This window comes from Mucilaginibacter pineti (genome assembly GCF_900101875.1).
Classification (GTDB): domain Bacteria; phylum Bacteroidota; class Bacteroidia; order Sphingobacteriales; family Sphingobacteriaceae; genus Mucilaginibacter; species Mucilaginibacter pineti.
This window is the reverse complement of record NZ_FNAI01000007.1, coordinates 192,639-210,456: the sequence shown is the minus strand read 5'-3', so window position 1 is coordinate 210,456 and position 17,818 is coordinate 192,639. Positions and strand designations below refer to the sequence as shown.

Annotated in this window: 12 protein-coding genes; 5 read left to right on the top strand and 7 right to left on the bottom strand. The window is 42.4% G+C overall.

Translation table 11 applies throughout. The features are described from left to right. The first annotated feature begins 127 nt into the window (after nucleotides 1–127). From BLS59_RS16425 to BLS59_RS16415, 3 genes are all read left to right on the top strand, one after another. Entirely contained in the window at nucleotides 128–1,093 is a 966-nt protein-coding gene (locus BLS59_RS16425) for an SDR family NAD(P)-dependent oxidoreductase (RefSeq protein ID WP_091150554.1), read from the top strand. 13 nt (nucleotides 1,094–1,106) lie between these two features. Next, on the top strand, nucleotides 1,107–1,619 hold the full coding sequence (locus tag BLS59_RS16420; protein ID WP_091150553.1) for a hypothetical protein: 513 nt from the start codon (nucleotides 1,107–1,109) through the stop codon (nucleotides 1,617–1,619). Between the two features lie 79 nt (nucleotides 1,620–1,698). After that, the gene (locus BLS59_RS16415) at nucleotides 1,699–2,988 is read left to right on the top strand and encodes an HAD-IB family phosphatase (protein ID WP_091150551.1); all 1,290 of its coding nucleotides are present in this window, start codon (nucleotides 1,699–1,701) and stop codon (nucleotides 2,986–2,988) included. Nucleotides 2,989–3,107: 119 nt separating this feature from the next. Here BLS59_RS16415 and BLS59_RS16410 read toward each other — a convergent pair whose 3' ends face one another. Beyond that, entirely contained in the window at nucleotides 3,108–3,578 is a 471-nt protein-coding gene (locus BLS59_RS16410) for a universal stress protein (RefSeq protein ID WP_091150549.1), read from the bottom strand. Between the two features lie 198 nt (nucleotides 3,579–3,776). Here BLS59_RS16410 and BLS59_RS16405 point away from each other — a divergent pair, with 198 nt between their 5' ends. Further along, complete coding sequence (locus BLS59_RS16405) at nucleotides 3,777–4,724, top strand: tryptophan 2,3-dioxygenase family protein (RefSeq protein ID WP_091150547.1); 948 nt, start codon at nucleotides 3,777–3,779, stop codon at nucleotides 4,722–4,724. A 188-nt stretch (nucleotides 4,725–4,912) separates the two neighbouring features. Here the strand turns inward: BLS59_RS16405 and BLS59_RS16400 are convergent, their stop codons facing one another. The 4 genes from BLS59_RS16400 to BLS59_RS16385 all read right to left on the bottom strand — a co-directional run bounded on the left by BLS59_RS16400 (nucleotide 4,913) and on the right by BLS59_RS16385 (nucleotide 12,623). Beyond that, nucleotides 4,913–6,964 (bottom strand): M13 family metallopeptidase, encoded by a 2,052-nt coding sequence (locus BLS59_RS16400; protein WP_091150750.1) that lies wholly within the window; start codon nucleotides 6,962–6,964, stop codon nucleotides 4,913–4,915. A 96-nt stretch (nucleotides 6,965–7,060) separates the two neighbouring features. Beyond that, nucleotides 7,061–8,377 (bottom strand): MFS transporter, encoded by a 1,317-nt coding sequence (locus BLS59_RS16395; protein WP_240315254.1) that lies wholly within the window; start codon nucleotides 8,375–8,377, stop codon nucleotides 7,061–7,063. Nucleotides 8,378–8,594: 217 nt separating this feature from the next. Then, nucleotides 8,595–10,274, bottom strand: a complete 1,680-nt coding sequence (locus BLS59_RS16390; protein WP_091150545.1) for an amidohydrolase — start codon at nucleotides 10,272–10,274, stop codon at nucleotides 8,595–8,597. A gap of 108 nt (nucleotides 10,275–10,382) precedes the next feature. Continuing rightward, complete coding sequence (locus BLS59_RS16385; RefSeq protein ID WP_091150542.1) at nucleotides 10,383–12,623, bottom strand: DUF6263 family protein; 2,241 nt, start codon at nucleotides 12,621–12,623, stop codon at nucleotides 10,383–10,385. Nucleotides 12,624–12,719: 96 nt separating this feature from the next. Between BLS59_RS16385 and BLS59_RS16380 the strand changes: the two genes are divergently transcribed. Continuing rightward, nucleotides 12,720–13,925, top strand: coding sequence for an acyltransferase (locus tag BLS59_RS16380; RefSeq protein WP_240315253.1), 1,206 nt, complete (start codon nucleotides 12,720–12,722; stop codon nucleotides 13,923–13,925). Between the two features lie 118 nt (nucleotides 13,926–14,043). Here BLS59_RS16380 and BLS59_RS16375 read toward each other — a convergent pair whose 3' ends face one another. After that, nucleotides 14,044–16,164 carry an alpha-L-rhamnosidase-related protein gene (locus BLS59_RS16375; protein ID WP_091150540.1) on the bottom strand — a complete coding sequence of 707 codons (2,121 nt, stop codon included), beginning with the start codon at nucleotides 16,162–16,164 and terminating at the stop codon, nucleotides 14,044–14,046. Nucleotides 16,165–16,315: 151 nt separating this feature from the next. Continuing rightward, the gene (gene dnaA, locus BLS59_RS16370) at nucleotides 16,316–17,743 is read right to left on the bottom strand and encodes a chromosomal replication initiator protein DnaA (protein WP_091150538.1); all 1,428 of its coding nucleotides are present in this window, start codon (nucleotides 17,741–17,743) and stop codon (nucleotides 16,316–16,318) included. Nucleotides 17,744–17,818 lie beyond the last annotated feature (75 nt).

The following is a 17,818-nucleotide window of genomic DNA, read 5'->3' as shown; positions in this document are numbered from 1 at the left end:
TCCAATTTGAAGATTTGAAAATAAGTCAAATGCTCATTATTTTCAACAAAGATGCGATTTTCAAATCAGCCCATTTTCAAATCTTCAAATTAAATGATATTGTGCACTTTTACATTTTCAAATTAATATGATCTTAATTACTGGCGCAACAGGTTTTTTAGGGGCCGAACTGGCAAAGCTGCTGGTTAATTCTGGCGAAAGTATCCGCTGTACCAAAAGGAACACTTCCGCAATACCTGCTATACTCGCTCCCCTCAACGGAAAAATTGAATGGGTTGATGCCGATATAATGGACATGTTTGCTTTGGAAAACGCGTTGCAAGGCGTTACCCAGGTATACCATTGCGCGGCGTGGGTATCCTTAAAAGAGGCTGATAAAAAACAGATGATCCGCACTAATGTAACCGGAACGGCTAACCTGGTTGATTTATGTGTCGAAAAAAGTATTCGACTGGTACATGTAAGCTCCATAGCTGCTATCGGTATTGCCAAACCGGGTGAGCTTACCAACGAAGAACATCACCTGGAAGAATCTACCGAAAATGACGGCTATGCCATATCAAAGCTGGAAAGTGAAATGGAAGTTTGGCGCGGTATTGCCGAAGGTTTGGATGCCGTAGTCGTAAACCCATCCCTTATAATAGGCCCCAGCGCGGGCAAAGCCGGCAGCGGCGCTTTATTTGAAACCGTACGCAAAGGACTTAAATTTTATACCATCGGCAGTGCCGGTTTTGTTGATGTAGAAGATGTTGCCAAAAGCATGATAGCCCTCATGAACAGCCCACTTACTGCGGAACGTTACATCATCAGCGCTGAAAACTACACTTATAAAGCCATAACTACCGAAATTGCGCAGGGCTTTGGCATTAACCCGCCAACTAAATTAGCCAAACCCTGGATGATGGAAGTTGCCTGGCGCGGCGCAGCCGTAGCCGCTGCCTTAACCGGCGGCGATCCTGCTATTGACAAAATATCGGCACAAGCGGCTTCCATAACCCGTAATTTTGATAACTCTAAAATCAAAAAAGCAATTGGCATTGAGTTTAAACCGGTAAGCGAAACTATTTTAGAAATTTGTGAGGTGTTGAAGTAGTAACCCTACCCTTATGCAGACCGCCAAAGAATATTGCTTCAACAAAAGATCAACGGTATTTGATGTAATAATTCAGATCCTTCTTTCAACGTTAATTTGCTATGGCTTTATTAAACTTGCAGATCATTTGTTAATTGCATTACTGATTTCATCCGTACCCGGTTACTTGCTTTACTTGCAATATAATGTAACAAAGGTTGTTCGTCAATATAATAAATTAGATGCGGATAAGCAGATTCGGATAAGTGAAGATCGACTTATACTAACTATGGTGCAAGGAAACGTCACCACATTGGTCAACAGTAATGAAATAGAACGAGTAGAGCTATATGAGTCGAAGGATCTGGATAAATTTAGCCGTTACAACTATATCATTATTTACACTTCAAATAACAAAAGAATCCTTATAACAAGCTTTACTATTCCATTACTTGTGTATGACAAGCCCCTTGAATATTTTTTAAGAAAAAAGAAAAGAACTTATTTCAAAAAAAGCTTTAACCTGATTGATACCGGTAAGCTTTAATTAACCGTTCGAGTTATCTCATCACTAAATAAACTCTACTTACCCTATCAACAAAATTTTTTGCACATTTGCACCCAAGATGGAGCAGTACTTTATTATTGATTTCGATAGCACGTTTACACAAGTGGAGGCCCTTGACGAACTGGCCCGCATTTCTCTCAAAAACCACCCCGACCGAGAAGGTATCTACAAGAAAATAGAAGACCTGACTAATGCGTCAATGGAAGGCAAGCTCTCCTTTACGCAAAGTTTAGAGGCAAGGGTTAAACTTTTAGAGGCCAACCGCGACCATTTAAAGCAGCTGATCTCGCATCTTAAGAAAAAGGTTTCAACCTCATTTTCCCGCAATACCATTTTCTTTAAAAACCACCAGGACGAAGTTTTGATCGTTTCCGGCGGATTTAAGGAGTTTATTACACCAGTGGTTACTGAATATCACATCAAAAAGGAAAATATTTACGCCAATACTTTTGAGTTTGATGCAGAAGGTAATATTATAGGATACGATCGCTCCAATCCCCTTTCGCAAGAAGGTGGCAAGGTAAAATTGCTAAAAGAGCTACAGCTACCCGGCGATATTTACGGCATTGGCGATGGCTACTCTGATTTTCAGTTGAAGGAATCGGGTATGATCAAGAAATTCTTTGCTTTTACCGAGAACATCGAACGCAAATCGGTAACTGAAAGAGCTGATCATATTACCCCAAGTTTTGATGAGTTTTTATATCTGAATAAGTTACCTCGTGCCATTTCCTACCCTAAAAACCGCATCAAATGCTTAACTGTTGGTAATATTGATGAGGATGCTTCGGCACAAATGGCAAAAGAGGGTTACAACATCCGCCATCGCGAAAGCATCGAAGAAAAATACCTGGAAGAAGCGGGCGTTTTATTTTGCGACGAAGAAAACCAGCCAAACCCGGAGCAGATCATCAACGCTGGCAGGTTAAAAGTGATAGGAATTTTTGGTAAGTGCAATCGCAAACTGGCCGATGCAGCCACTGAAAGCGGTATTATTATATTTGACGACCCTAAGCACAACCCACACAATAACGATTTTATACCGCGCAGGGTTATGGGTTTTATGAACGAGGGAAAAACGCATACCAGCTGCAACTTCCCGGATCTGCAACCACCACGTGTTAACAATGCACACCGTCTTATCCATATCCACAAAAACGTACCGGGGATATTGGCTAAAATAAATGAAGTTTTCGCCCGCCATAACATCAACATAGTAGGCGAGTTTTTGGTAACCAACGCCCAAATAGGCTATGTAATTACTGATGTAAATACCGGCTACGACACACAGGTACTTAACGAGTTAAAAGCTATTGAGCATACTATAAGGTTCAGGTTGCTATATTAATTGGGTTCGGGTTGTCAATTGCGAGGTTCGGGTATGATATGGGTTCAGATCCAAATTCACGGGCTTTGCTATTTATCGTTGCCGAAGCTACACGAACCCCTCAACTCGCAACACGAACCTCATTCTACAAAAGGCACTACCAATACCGGGATCTCAGAATAACGTACCACATGTTCGGCTACGCTGCCCATTAACAGGCGGTTGAGGCCCGAGCGCCGATGTGTGCCAATTATTATAAGATTGGCACCAAACTGCTTGCCGCAGGCAATTATCCCATCGGTAGTTATACCGTATTGTGTAAATTTTGCCACTTCCATACCTTCGCCAAACTCTTTAATTGTTCTGTTGATGATAACTAACGATTGCTCGTTTTGTACCTCCATCATTTCGGTTTCCTGGATAGCTATGGCATTATCCATTGATACTCCCGATATGGTATCCACACTTTCCTGCTGGAAAATAACCGGTTCAACTATATGCACAAGGCCAACGGCCGCATTAAGGGAACGTGCCAGTTCAAAACCGTATGCCGCGGCGTGATGCGCGTAAGGACTATCATCAACGCCTATAAGTATTTTGGTGATCTTCATGTGTTTTAAGGTTAAATGGGGATTTATATTGATGATTTTTTCACAATTATCCGTCGCTAATTATTCTATCAGTTCTGTACATTGTTACTTAGCTATAAGACAGGTATCGCTTGAAAAGGTTTGTATTTTTTTGAAGATATTGTAATCCCGTAAACCATAATATCATATGGGCTGATGCCATTTTTATTACCTTTGATCATGAATTTCCACCCCGAAATTGAGGAACGTCTGCAACGCCTGCAGGAAAAATATGAAGCGATGGGTCAGGACATGACATCATACCTTGATGGCCTGCTTTATGCCGATTTTTTAACCTATTGGGATTATATACACCTGGATACCCTGCTAAGCCTGCAAAGCCCTAAAACACCATTCCCGGATGAGGAGATCTTTATAATTTACCACCAGATCACCGAACTATATTTTAAACTGGCATTGCATGAATGCCACCAAATTGCAGAAGCCGCCTCCTTAACGGTAGAATTTTTCACAGCCCGGCTTAAACGCATTAACCGTTATTTTGGCGCGCTTACCCAATCATTTGAAATTATGGTTGATGGTATGGAGAAGGAACAATTCCTTAAATTCCGGATGTCGTTACTGCCGGCAAGCGGTTTTCAATCGGGCCAGTACCGGATGATAGAGATCTACGCTACTGATTTTGTAAACCTTGTAGCCAAGGATAAACGTGAGGAATTGCGCAACGCCCCTATCGAAGATCAGTTTGAATACATTTATTGGAAATTTGGTGCTACCGAACTATCTACCGGTAAAAAAACGCTTACGCTAAAACAGTTCGAAAAAAAGTACGCCAAAACCTTTATTGAGTTAGGGCATACCGCGGCAAATCATAACTTTAATACCCTTGCCCTTAAGTTTAAAGCCGAAGGACAACTAACGCCAGAACTGCAAACCCAATTAAAACAGTTAGATGTGAATGTAAACGTTAACTGGCCGCTCTCTCACTATAAATCGGCCGTACGTTACCTTAACCGCGAACCCGAAGAAATTAAGGCAACCGGTGGTACCAACTGGCAAAAGTACCTTCCTCCGCGTTTCCAGAAACGTATTTTTTACCCATCGCTTTGGTCGGCACAGGAAATTGAGGACTGGGGTAAAGCTTGGGTAGAGGATGTTTTGGGGTAAAGTTCCTTGTCATCCTGTCATCCTGAGGTACGAAGGATCTATTACCGAACTTTGCTTGTCGATTAAGCATATCGCAGAATAGATTCTTCGCTGCGCTCAGAATGACAAATTCAATATAACAAAAATGCCACCTGTTTCCAGGCGGCATTTTTCATTAAGTAGAAACGCATATTTGCGTCCTTTGATATCTACCAAACTTTCACGCGCTCATTTTCCGGGCGGTAAAGTTTATCGCCGGGTTTAATGTCAAACGCTTTGTAGAAAGCTGGGGTGTTTGAAAGCGGACCATTAACCCTGTACATCTCCGGTGAATGCGGGTCGACGCTGATACGCATACGCATGGTTTCGTCGCGGGTTTTTATGCGCCAAACCTGGCCAAACGACAGGAAGAAACGCTGATCTGGCGTAAAACCATCAATCTTTTTATCGCTTTTGCCTTGTTCGGTATTTTTGAATGCTTCGTAAGCAATGGCAATACCGCCAATATCGGCAAGGTTTTCTCCTTGTGTTAAGGCACCGTTTACGTGCAGGTTGTTCAATACGGTGAATTTGTTGTACTGATCTATCATTACCTGCGCGCGGGCTTTAAATTTGGCGGCATCTTCTGGCGTCCACCAGTCTTTAAGGTTGCCGTCTTTATCATACTGGCGACCCTGATCATCAAATCCGTGGGTCATTTCGTGACCTATAACGGCACCTATGGCACCATAGTTAACCGCGTCGTCGGCATCCTTATCAAAGAAAGGGAACTGCAATATACCTGCCGGGAAAACTATCTCGTTAAATGTTGGATTGTAGTAAGCATTTACTGTTGGCGGTGTCATCCCCCATTCGGTTTTATCAACCGGCTTGCCTACCTTTTTAATCATTTGTTTGTAGTTGTGACGTGATATTGCCTGCAGATTTTTGTAATAAGCATCTTTGCTGATGGTTACATCATCGTAGTTTTTCCATTTATCAGGATAACCGATCTTTTTGGTGAAAGCATCCAGCTTGGCAATAGCTTTTGCTTTGGTTGCAGGACTCATCCAATCTAACTGTTCAATGCGCGATTTGTAAACGCTTTGCAGGTTGTTAACCAGTTTAAGCATCCTGTCCTTAGCATCGGCAGTAAAGTATTTTTCGGCATAAAGCTGGCCTAATAACTCGCCCAAACCACCGTCTACAGATTCAACAATGGTTTTCCAGCGTTCCTGCTGGGCTTTTTGACCGCTTAATACTTTGCCATGGAACTCAAAGCTGGCTTCTCTGAAAGGTTTGCTAAGACCACTTGCTGAGTTATCAAGCACAGTAAATGCAACCTTATCTTTCCAAAGATCAATCGGCTGCGATTTAAGCAAGGCATCCAAAGCTTTGAAGTAATTAGGCTGACCAACCAATACAGTATCGGCATTAAGTTCAAGGCGTTTAAAAGCATCCTTCAAATCAATATCCGGAACCTGTTTTTGCAAATCGGCAATGGTGAATTTGTTATAATTTTTAACCGGATCGCGTAGCTCAGTTGGTGTAAGGTGCGATTTTGCGATCAGTGTTTCGAGGCCCAAAATAGCGGCGGCCTTTTTATCGGCTATGGCTGCATCAACCCCTGTAAGCTTCATAAGCTTGGCAATATATTTTACGTATTCGGCGCGTATTTTAACAGTTGCCGAGTCGGTATTAAAATAATAATCTCTGTTTGGCAAACCTAAACCGGCCTGGTCAAAGTGGGCTATATTCTGGGTGCTTATTTTGTCATCGGGCGATACGTAGAAACCCAGTAAAAAACCATCACCATCTTTGTAGCCATCGGCTGCAAGGTCAATCAGCTGTTTATAATCCTTTACCGCGCTTATTTTAACAAGCAAAGGCATAATTGGCTGATAAGCCAGCTTTTCAATAGCAACTGTATCCATACCACTAGTGTAAAGATCAGCCACCTTCTGTTCTTTGCTACCCGCAGGATTGTCCTGTTTGGTAGCTTCTTCCAAAATCTTGTGCAGGTTTTTCTGGTTATCTTCATACAAGGTATAAAACGATCCCCATCCTGTTTGTGAAGCCGGGATCTCCGTTTTTTTCATCCAGTTGCCGCTGGCATACAAAAAGAAGTTGTCGCCCGGCTTTACGGTAGTGTCCATACCTGTTTTATCAAAAAACACGGTCCGTTTTGGGGCATCGCCCGCGGCCGATTCTTGTTTATTTTGGCCACATGATGCCAGAATAACAACAGGAATGGCTGCCATAGCCCATTTTGTAATCCTCATAATTGGTTTTTTAAAAAAATTTAAAGCTGAAAATAATAAAGCCTTATTGATGATAAGGCTCATTGACAACAGTAAGACGCTATAAAAGTTTATCTGTTACACAACCGGCTCAATTTCAGCGGCTGGCGGTTGTATCTGGTTTAAAGACAACGGTATAAGTTTCTTGGTTTTAAGATAAGTAATACCAACAATAAGCATAGTCATACTGCCGCCAAATATAACTGCAGGCACTGCGCCCATTATACGGGCAGCCGTTCCCGATTCAAAAGCGCCTATTTCATTTGATGACCCAATAAACATTTGGTTTACAGCCGATACCCGCCCGCGCATATGATCAGGCGTTAAAAGCTGCATAATTGTACCGCGGATAATTACGCTGATGCTATCAAATGCGCCTTCGGTAAATATAAATACCAGCGACAGGTAAAAACTTTTAGATAAGCCAAAGCAAATAATTGACAGACCAAAACCTGTAACCGCTATCAGCAAATTACGCCAGGGTTTACCCATTGGCGAAAAACGGGTCATAACCAACATAGTCAAAACGGCACCCAGTGATGAGGTAGCACGCATAATACCCAGGCCTTCGGCACCTACTTTCAATATTTCGTTGGCAAATACGGGCAATAACGCTACGGCGCCGCCAAAAAATACAGAGAACAGATCAAGGCTCATGGCACCGATCATCATTTTGTTATGAAACACAAAGTGGATACCTTCCGACAGGCTTTTCCAGATGCTTTCCTTTGGTACAAATACAGCCGGATATTTACGCAGCAGCGCAACAAGCACCAGCGATACCACCAGGAAAAATATGATACAGGCAAACGTTGCAGTAATACCGGCAATGCCAAAAAGCTTATCAGAGTAACCATAGATCAGTCCACCGGCGGCTGGTCCGATAATAGATGCTACCTGCCAGCTACTGCTGCTCCAGGTACTGCCATTGGGATAAAGCTCCTTGGGGATGCTATGCGCATAAATAGTAAAAGTTGCCGGACCATAAAACGCCCTTGCTATACCATTACAAAATATCATTACATAAATAACCGGCACTATCCAACCGGCATGAATAACCCCGCTCATGCTTTTCAGCGTAACGGTAAACATTACTACCGAGGTAATTATTACACCGCTGAATATCAGCAGTAGCATTTTTCGTTTTTCGGATTTATCGGCAATGTAACCGCCGTATAGCGCAATGCTTATAGCAGGAATAGCTTCGCACAAACCAATAAGACCTAACGCAAAAGCGCTTTTTGTAAGCTGATAAATATAAAAGCCGATAACCACGGCCTGCATAGAGTATGCAAAGGTGAAACAAAAGCGCATGCCAATGTAAGATCTGAAATCTTTATATCGCAATGCTGCAAAGGAATCGATTTTGGGCTTACTATCTCCTTCTCCGGTCACAGTGTTGTTTTAGATGTGCTGCAAATTTACAATACCATTTTGGGATTTGATAGCAACATTTGGGGATTTAATTGGATAGATAACGGTTTTTACACAAGGATGTGCAGAAGTACAGATTTTTTTAACGTCGAGGTAACGACAATACAGACAATACAAAAGCCCGGCAAACTTTTGCAAACCGGGCTTTCATAAGGAATTTAGATTGATTTATTAGTCATTACTTTTTACCAGCTTGATAAACTATTTTACCACCAACTATCGTAGTGTTTACTTTTATATCCTTGATATCATCGGGGTTAATGGTTGTGGGATCGGCGTTAAGCACAACCATATCGGCAAACTGGCCGGGTAATAATGATCCTTTCTTTTTTTCTTCAAAAGTGGCATAAGCCCCACCGTAGGTATAAGCCTTGATAGCGTCTTCGGCATCGATACATTGGTTGGCGCCAATTACAACCCCTTCTTTGGTTTTGCGGGTAACGGCACTGCCCAGCCTCAGCATGGCCGGATAAGTAGAGATGGGTGCATCAGAATGCAAAGCATAGGTAATACCCATTTGTTGCGCGGTTTGGGTTGGATGCAGCATTTTAAGTCGCTCGGGACCATAAACCAGCATTTTTTCACCAAGCTCATACATATAGCAATGAAAAACGGGCACTATACCATCCTGCTTTATCTTATCAAGGATGTTTTGATTGGTGATACTACAATGTTCAATACGATGGCGGGCATCCTGGCGTGGATTTACTTTTTGGGCGTTTTCAATAGCCGCTATCACCATATCTATTTCGCGGTCGCCATTGGAGTGGCAGGCAATTTGCCAGCCGAAGCTATGTATTTTAAGGAACAGGCTATCCAAACCGGCCTGACTGCGTGCCGGGGGAATACCGTAATAATCCTGTTTGCCGGTAAGCGGGTTTATCATATCATAAGGTTCATACAGCCAGCACGTTTTACCGCTTAATGAATTACCGTGAATAACCTTTATGGTCGAGATTCTTAAGAAATCGGTTTGCATCTGGGGTATCTTTCCACTTAGTACCTGGTCAAGATAATCAACACCTATAATGAGGTTAAGCCTCATAGGAAATTTTTCGGCGGTGAGCTTTTGGTAGATCTTTACCTTTTCGGGTGTTGTCCAGGCGTCGCCAACGCTGGTAACGCCGCTTGCCAAAACCTGGTTAAAATACAGGCGAAAGCCCTCCATTTCCTGCGCAGGCGTAGGGTTTGGCGGATACAGTATATTTTTAGCTTTACGCAGGGCACCAGCTGCAGACTCTTTACAGATCCCGTCGGGTTTGTTGGTACCGGGGTATCGTTCAAACAAACCACCGTCAGGGTCTTTAGTAGCTTCGGTAATACCGCTCCGGTCCATCAAAAGTGAATTGGCAGCAGAAAGGTGACCGCTCACATGCGATATAAGGATAGGATGATCTGTTGAGGCCTTATCCAAACTATCTCGAATGGGCTGCCCGCCAAGTTTGGTTTCGTTATAACCTACCCCTCTGATCAGCATACCTTTTGGGGTAATGGCAGCCTTAAGCCTCAGCAGCGTTAACAGGTTTTTCATAGAGCTTACTGTATCCAGCTTTAAAACAGCATAAGGGGCGCTGAAGGGATAAACCGGCGCCGGGTGCTGGTGCACATCGTTAAAACCGGGAATTATCGTTTTACCGTTCAATTCAATTTTGCGGGTTGCCTTGCCCACATACTTTAAAACATCGGCATTACTGCCAATAGCCAGTATGCGACCATCTTTTATGGCAACTGCCTGGGCACGGTGCCCCTTTTCTTTTAGGGTGATAATATTGCCGCCGGTAAGTACCAGGTCGGCTTGCTGTGCCTGCGCGGCGACTGTAAAAATCAATAAAACGGATAGGGTGATAAGCTTTTTCATACCCCTGCAAAATCCCAAAACAATATTAGTGCAACCTTTACAAATTGTTATGTTATCGGGGGAGCAAGAAGGTATGTGCGCCGGGTAAATGGTTAGTTAAACTGATAGCTAATTAGCTCCATATAGCTCCTTCATCATTTTAATAACATCCTGCCAATCTGATCCCGACGGGGTTTCAATCATTTTGCCATTTGGCGCTATCAGTATTTTACTGGGGTATTCCTTTATCCGGTAATTTCCGGAAATCTTACTATCGCCCATAGCTACGGTTATGCCGAAATTATTTTCATTGAGATATTTTTTTACTGCAATTGCATTGTCGTTACAGGCAATGCCCAATAGCGTTACTCCTGCATATTTGCCTTGTAAAAGATCGTTGTTAAATTCGTTAACTTTTGGCATTTCTTTTCGGCATGGCGCGCACCATGTTCCCCAAAAATCAAGCACCAGCCATTTGCCTTTATAATCGGCAAGGGTACGTTTTTCTCCGTTTAAGCCTGTTAGTGTAAAATCCGGCGCATCGGGCCAGGCATTCATAACACTGCCCCGGAAAAAATCCTTAAAGTTGCGCCCCTCAAACTTTGCCTGATATATATTTTCCATATCCTGCAGTTTCGACGGATCGGCATTGATGTGGTCGGCAAATAGTTTTAACGCTGTTTCTTTATCGCCATGCGCAAAAAGCTTATCTATATATTCTTCTCGGTAGCTTTTCTTTGATCCCAGAAAAAGAGGATCAGATAAACTTGAAAGCGTAGCCCTGTATTTTTTTACCGACGAATGCTGTGCAGCTTTTGCGAGATATTGCAATGCCTTAATGGAATCTGTTTTATTTACAGACTGGTAGTTTAAGTAATACGCATACGAAAGGATATTTTCATCGGCAAAACGGAGTTCGTTAAGGGTATCAACCGCATAGCGCTCCAGGTTTTGTGTTGTTTTTAAAAGCAAATTATCTGCTTCCTTATCTTGTTTTGCGTCGACAAGCATTTTATAAATAAGCAGGGCATAGCGGGCACCGTTACCGCTCTTCATATATACATCGTTCATATGCATGAAACTATTGTAGCTGTTTAATAAAACCTGCGGCTTATCAATATTACTTTTGGCATTTACCCAAACAGAGAGTGCATTGATCTGCGGCTGCAAATTCATACTCTTATCGGCATTAAGCAGCGTAAGCAATTGTTTGGAAACAGCATTGTCGCCATCAATAAAATCACGGGCATATAGCTGCAGCCAGTCATTAAAATCAGGATATTTATTAAGATATCGCACCAAATTGAAAGCAGAATCGGCATTTATACTCCACATCTGCTGCAGCTTGTTTGACAGGTGAATAGGATTATCTTTCAAAAACCTATTTGGTGTTTTGGTGAGCAGGTCACTATAGGTCATATCTGCGTTCTCTGTTTCCAGGTGTTGTACAAGGCTTAGTTTACCGGCATTATAATGGGCATCATTTTTATATATGGCATCATGCCCGTTAAAATACCCGAAAGCTTTGGCCGAATCAACGCGCATTGATTTAGTATTAAAAGCATCGCTCCAGTGGCTGAATTGTACAGCCATATTTATCCAGGCAGTATCAATTGTAGGTGCGGTGCTTTTCCCATAACTAATGCTTTGGTTATAATTATACTGCCTGGAAACCCCGGCTTGGGTTAAACTATAAGTACTGCGGGCATACTCCAACAAGCCGGTAACCGTGTTAAAGGTATAAAACTCCTCGCCGGCAACGTTTGGGCTTGTAGTGATAATATCTAACAATGCTCCTCTTACGGCAGTTACTTGATAGTCTGCTTTGGTTTCGTTATTAACCCAGCTTGATTGGTAAGCGATCTTTTGCCCAGGCAGTTCAAAGAACATCCTTTTTAGAGTGGGTAAAAGAAATGCCTCTAAACTGGCTTTTTGATATTGTTGAATCTCGGCCTTTAAATGCCAGGCTTGGGCCGCCTGGGTTATTAATTCGTCAATTCCCTCCAACCTTATTACCCGACCTTTGGGGCTTACTATTACCGTGAAGTTTTTTTGCAGTATGCTAAAAGGTATTAATACTGCCGAATTATTCATACTGGTATTACGGATACTATCTGAATTTATTTGCGTCCCATAGCCTTTATGCCATTGTTTCACTTTTAATAAAGTGCATTGCAGTTTACATTCGGCAGCATTTCTATCGAGCATTTTAAACTGAAAAGTATAAGCATCGTAGCCTGGTAATTTTATACCGGTTTCAGTAGTATGAAAAGTTATGGCAAATTCGTCGCCATTTTTAATAGCAATTTGTTGGGCTTGAAGTTGAGTTAAGGTCAGCAGGCATAACAAAGTAAATAGTAGTTTTTTCATTAATGGGATAATAATTAAGGTTGAATTGGTTTATCTAAAAATCAATTGCTCATTGACATTACAAAGGTATTTTTATGCACCAATTTTTATGGCGACATGTATACGGCATTTGTACGGCATTTATGCAGGAGCTATATTTTTGATGACAAATTAACTACCCTGCCTATGGGCACCGCCCATATTTATAAAAATTTTGATACCTTAACCCACATTAATTTTATCTCCCTAATGACTACTGTTAAGCCTGCACGCAACTACGGTTTGGATATTTTACGAGTGATTGCCTGTTATATGGTGATACAGATACACACCGGCGAATTTTATTACATAGGCAACATGGGCCTTACCTTAAACACCGCCGATGCTAATTGGGTGGGCTGGTACAATTCGTTATGCCGGATTTGCGTTCCGTTGTTTGTGATGATTTCGGGGTTTTACCTTTTCCCGGTTAGTGATACACCGGCGTTTTTTAAAAAGCGCATGAGCAGGGTGGCTATCCCCTTTATTTTGTGGTGTATACTTTATGCCTTTTACTACTACTTTATAGGGCAGATAGATCTGCAGACCGCCCTAATCAACATCCTTAAGATCCCGGTAAATTACGGGGTAGAGATTGGTCACCTGTGGTTTGTATATATGCTGCTGGGACTTTACCTTATTGCACCTATAGTCTCGCCTTGGGTACAATCTGCCAGTCGGGGTGTTATGGAGTTTTATCTGGCATTGTGGGCTATTGCTTTTTCGCTGCCGTATATCCATTTGGTTTTCCCCGAAATTTGGGGCGAGGCTTTTTGGAACCACACACCCATGCTGTATTATTTTTCGGGCTTTTTAGGTTACGTGGTACTGGCAAATTATATTAAACGTTTCCATATGCAGCACCGCCCGGGGCATTACGTGCTGGGTGTAGCACTGATAATTGCAGGGTACGCCATTACCACTTTTGGCTTTTTACATCGCCTGCCCACCGAAAAATATGTGAACACACTTGAACTTACCTGGGGCTTCGAAACCATAAACGTAGCCATGATGACTGCCGGGGTATTTCTGCTATTTAAAAACGTCACCATTAAAAACCCATCCGCACCGCTTATGAAACTTGTGCTTGACGTAGCCGCTAAAAGCTATGGCATTTACCTTGCACATATTATGGTTCTTAATGCCTGGCACGCAACACTCGACAAGTATTTTGAAACCGCCGCTATCAAAATACCGCTTATTGCACTGAGTACTTTTATCACGGTTTATATCGGCATCAAAATACTTTCTTATTTACCCAAGAGTAAATGGCTGGTGGGGTGATAATTCAAAAGTAAAAAAACTGCCGACAGGGCAAACACATCCGCGCTTGCGCTCGTATCTCCCGCACCCCTTCTCGAGAAGGGAGTTCGAAACGTTGATGAATGAATATTGCGCATTATTATTCAACATTCCCTTTTAGAACGATTGGACCGGGGTATAATTTTCCTTTCCATTGGGCACTTGTACCGGCGGGTATTTGTACCTGCATTTTTTGGGCTATAATTTCAAACAGGATGTTGCCGTGCGGGGTGGGTACAGTGGCATTTATCTGCTTTAAGGAGCCTGTTTGCGGGGCTATGGAAAATATTTTCCACCCATCGGCAAGGGGCTTTACGCCTAAAATTTCTGATGGCAAAAACGCGGCTGGGCCAGAGCTCCAGGCGTGGCACAAGCTTTTTCCATAAGGGCGATCATAAAATGCTAACTTTTCGTTTCCAGTTTGGCTGGCATCATAGGCCTCCCAAAAGGTGGTTGCACCGTTATTAAGCATACCGCCCCAGTAGCTTTTAACGTTGTTTAGCGATTGCACCTCGTTACCTAAGCGACTTAGCGCCATGTTTTCGAAACCGGCCATATAGGGTGTACCCACCTTATCGGCCTCGCTGCCTTTTAAAACTGAGGCTATTTGTTTGTATTGCGATCTATCGGCCATGTTGGAGATAACGGCAAAAATATTGGCATGCCTTGAAATTTTTTGCGGATGATATGGGTCGTCCATCCAGGCACCTTTTTGTTTGTTCCAGGCCAGTTTTAGCAATTGATCTTTTAACAGGGCCGATTTTTTATTGTACAGCTCCATTGTCTTGGTATCGCCCATACGGCTGGCAAGTTTAGCGGCGCTGTTTTGTGCCCACCACCATAAAATTTGCAGTGCGGTATTTTTATTAGCGTCTACCCAATCAACAAACAACCATGTGTCCTTTGCTTTTAGCAAGCCCAGCGAATCGCACCTGGAATTTAACACGTTTAGGGCAGCTTTAATCCGCGACCATTCGCGTTTTAAATGGGGCATATCGCCATAGTATTGCTGGTACATATCCTGGGAAATTATCCACCAAAGTGAGTAATCAACTATGCCATTAATATCTTTTTGTTTTATACCGGCACGACCCAAAACCAATAAACTGCGCCGTACGGGTTCACGATCGGCAAAAGAAAAAGCGTTAGCCTGCATGCTCATGGCGAGGTCGCCGGCCCAGGGCAGGCGGTCGCGTTTTACACCATCAATCAAAAAATCGTCCATGCAAAGCCGCAGGGTATAGGCGCTGTTCATCCAGATTTTTGTAAGCAGTGAATCGGAACAGGAAAACGCACCTTTGTATTGTGCTGGATAATATAACGCTCCGCAGCTAACTGCTGCATCCTTCGGCGTAAAAACCTTAACATACCTGAATGCTAATGGTACTTTTGAACGCCAGCTACCGGAGCCAACATCAATCAATTCTGCAGTTTGCTCTAAATTTTGTTTCGAAGTATCCTGGGCCTCCGCTACAGATTCGCCCACCCCAATTATGGGCTTGGTAGTTGATTGAACATATACGTATCCCAATAATTCCCTCCCGAAATCGCTTATCTTATCAGCTTGCGAAACTGTGTTTAAATGTATCTGTTGTAAAGTTCCTTCATGCGGCAACCGGCCGTTACTTAACTGTAGATATTGAAATGCAGGTTGCCATTCTTCTTTCCCTGCTTGCCAAGCCCATGCCTTGTTACTTGTACTGAACGGACCATTTTCAATCAGCAAGCATCCTGGTTCGCCGGTTGTGGACAGGTTAACTTGTAGTTTTCTAACCGATATGCCGGTTGTTAGGTCGATGCTATGAACACTCGTTTTCGCTTTGGAATCGTAAATAACCATATGGTCGTTAACAACAACCTTCACATCGCCGGTGGTATAAAATATTAAACTGTTAATTATTGCATCGCTCTTGTTTTGCAGCCGGAAGGAAACATTTTTATAGGCTAAATGATAATCTCCGGGATAACCAACTTTTAGGGCTGCATCTTTATTTTCTTTTTGCATTACCTGCAAACGCCAGCTTTCCAATTCGCTGTAACCGTAAATCCAGGGAGCACCAGCTTTGTTCATTGTGCCCGGTGTTTTACTCAACGCATTGTACGACGGATCGACTGTAGCGTATCGGGATAGCTCATGTGCCTTTGTTTGCGCATACATCTGGCTTTGGCTACAGGTAAACAAGCCGATAAACAGTATTTTTTTTGCAATATGATTAGGCATAACGATAATTTAGGCGGTATATCCAAAACTATTAAAAAAGTTTAAGCTCTGGTATTTTCAGCTTAAATCGGCGACCCCTACAGTCTTTTTTGCACAAAAAAAGCCCTGCATAAAAATGCACGGCTTCGTAGCAATATGGTTAATAGGTCAGTTATGACATTTTTAGCTTTTTTTGGATGTCGGCAACGTAACCTTTAAATTTCTTGTCGGTATCAATAAGGTCTTCAACAGTTTGGCAGGCATAAATAACGGTAGAGTGGTCACGACCGCCGAAGAAATGGCCTATTGATTTTAATGAGCTTTTGGTGTGTGCTTTTGCAAGATACATGGAAATTTGGCGGGCCTGAACAATTTCGCGTTTGCGGGTTTGTGATTTCACCATTTCAATTGGCACTTCAAAGTATTCGCAAACCAGGCTTTGTATATACTCCATCGAAATTTCTTTTGATGAGTTCTTCACAAAGTTTTTCAACATTTGTTTAGCAAGGTTCAGGTCAATCTCCTTACGGTTAAGGGTTGATTGTGCCAGTAACGATACCATTGCACCTTCCAGTTCACGTACGTTGTTATCAATGTTATGAGCAACGTATTCAATAACATCATTTGATAGTTCGATACCGTCCTGATAAATTTTGTTTTTAAGGATGGCCATACGGGTTTCCAGATCGGGGATCTGCAAATCGGCCGAGAGGCCCCATTTGAAACGGGATAACAAGCGTTCTTCTAAACCGGCCAGATCCTTAGGGGCTTTGTCTGATGTAATGATCAGCTGCTTGCCGCTTTGGTGCAGGTGGTTAAATATGTGGAAGAAGAAATCCTGTGTTTTCTCTTTACCGGCAAAGTTGTGCACATCATCCATGATCAGTACATCAATGGCCTGGTAAAAGTTCACAAAATCATTAATGTTATTGTGTTTCAGTGCGTCAACAAATTGCTGTGTGAATTTCTCGCATGATACGTAAAGCACCAGCTTATCAGGCAGTGAGCGTTTTATTTCGTTACCAATGGCCTGGGCAAGGTGTGTTTTACCTAAACCTACGCCACCATAAATCATTAAAGGATTAAATGAAGTACCGCCTGGTTTTGCAGCAACTGCATAACCTGCAGACCGTGCTAAACGGTTACAATCACCTTCAACAAAATTTTCAAAGGTGTAGTTCCTGTTCAGTTGCGGATCTACGTTTAGCTTTTTCAAGCCGGGTATTACAAAAGGATTTTTAATGTCCTTATTTATCGAGATCGGTATCGGCATCGACTGATACTTTGACTCGGCACCATTTCCGTTCGAAGGCATATTAGTCGTATATGGTTTACTTGATGATGATTGCTCAACAACAATATTATACTCTAAACGTCCTTCATCGCCCAATTGTTTTTTAATTGTTTTACGCAGCAAACCCACGTAGTGTTCCTCAAGCCATTCGTAAAAAAACAAACTTGGTACCTGTATGGTTAAGACGCTTCCTTCCATGCGTAAAGCTTTTATTGGCTCAAACCAAGTTTTAAAGCTTTGTGCTGGTATGTTATCTTTTATGATCTGGAGGCAGCTATTCCAAACGTTAGTACAAGTTTTTTCCATATAGATATTAGTAATTATTTGATTTCCAACCCCTCAGCCAACATCTTTTGGGACTGCTACGGAACATCGAATATT